General features: G+C 50.3%; 2 protein-coding genes. Both read left to right on the forward strand.

What is annotated here, in order from left to right; translation table 11 throughout:
• Positions 1-861 (forward strand): methyltransferase (locus tag A3750_RS04925; RefSeq protein WP_068548061.1); only part of this gene is annotated, 861 nt, incomplete at its 5' end.
• A 9-nt stretch (positions 862-870) separates the two neighbouring features.
• Positions 871-1,529 (forward strand): DMT family transporter (locus tag A3750_RS04930; RefSeq protein WP_156498417.1); only part of this gene is annotated, 659 nt, incomplete at its 3' end.

The following is a 1,529-nucleotide window of genomic DNA, read 5'->3' on the forward strand; positions in this document are numbered from 1 at the left end:
AACGAAAACAAATGCGAGATGCCGGAGGCCATTCTACCTAGCACACAGAATCCACAGGGCATCTTTGATCTCGTACTGATCAAAGTACCTAAGTCGCTCGCTATGCTCGAGGATCAGCTTTATCGCTTGCGTGCCAACATAAACCAAAACACAACGGTGATTGCCTCGTGCATGGTGAAGTCGCTCAGCAAAAATACGCGTGTGCTTTTTGAGAATATTATTGGCCCAAGCAGCCAGTCTCTTGCCGCGAAAAAAGCAAGGCTCATTCATTGCTCGCCAGATCCGACTACTTGGCAGGGTAGCACTAAGTTTCCGCGATCATTTACGGCCTATGGCATGGCGCTAAGTTGCCACGCCAATGTGTTTGCGGAAGGCAGAGTTGATCCGGGCACGCACGTTTTTCTAGCGAATCTAGAATTATTGCCCAAGGCCGAGAGCCTCATAGATTTGGCATGCGGCAATGGCATTATGGGTATCAATAGCGCGCTAGCTTGCGATGCAAAGCAGGCTTTTTTCTGCGATGAATCGTTTATGGCGATCGACAGCACGACGCACAATACGCAGCAATACTTGTCCGATATCGCCTGTACTCTTGAAGCTGGAAACGGCATTCCTGATACCTTCCCAAACGTTGATCTGATCGTTTGCAACCCACCGTTCCATCAGCAACAAACAATGGGAACCGATATTGCGCTGGCCATGTTCCAAGACGCCTACGCGCACTTAAAAACGAACGGTCAGCTATGGGTCATTGCCAATCGTCATTTAGCCTACCACGGACCATTAAAACGACTATTCGGGAACTGCGAGAACATGGCTCAGCACAGCAAATATGTACTGCTTCGCTGCAGCAAACAGTAAGCGCCTGTTATGAAAAACGTTTCGCTCGCGATGAGCGCTAAAGACTGGTCAATACTAATTGGGCTTTCAATTCTCTGGGGTGGCTCTTTCTTTTTCAATGAGATCACGCTAACCGGGTTCTCTCCCCTCACCGTCGTTTGGCTACGCGTTACCATTGCCGCGGCCTGCTTGTGGTTTTTGGTGTTCGCCAAAAATATAACGATCCCTAAAACCGGCACATTTTGGTGGTCGATCATCCTAATGGGACTGATTAACAACGCCATGCCTTTTTCGCTGATTGTTTGGGGACAGCAAGAAATTGGCTCTGGGCTCGCTTCGATTCTCAACGCCACGACACCATTGTTCACCGTATTGGTTGCCGGAGCACTTTTAAGTGACGAGCGTATCGCACCGCTAAAAATCCTTGGTGTACTGATCGGACTCGGCGGCGTAGCCGCCATGATTGGGCCACAATACCTAAGCGGTCTAGGTGAGAGCGTGTCCGCGCAGCTCTCGATACTGGGTGCCGCACTCTGCTATGCCTTTGCCGGAGTGTTTGGCCGCCGTTTTCGTGAAATGCAGGTTTCTCCCGTGATGACCGCTACACTGCAAGTCAGCATGGCAAGTCTCTGGTTGTTGCCGGTATGTATTTTCGGAGGCCATGTCCAAGAGCTATCTACCGCCAATAG

The sequence above is a fragment of the Oleiphilus sp. HI0079 genome, from assembly GCF_001635105.1.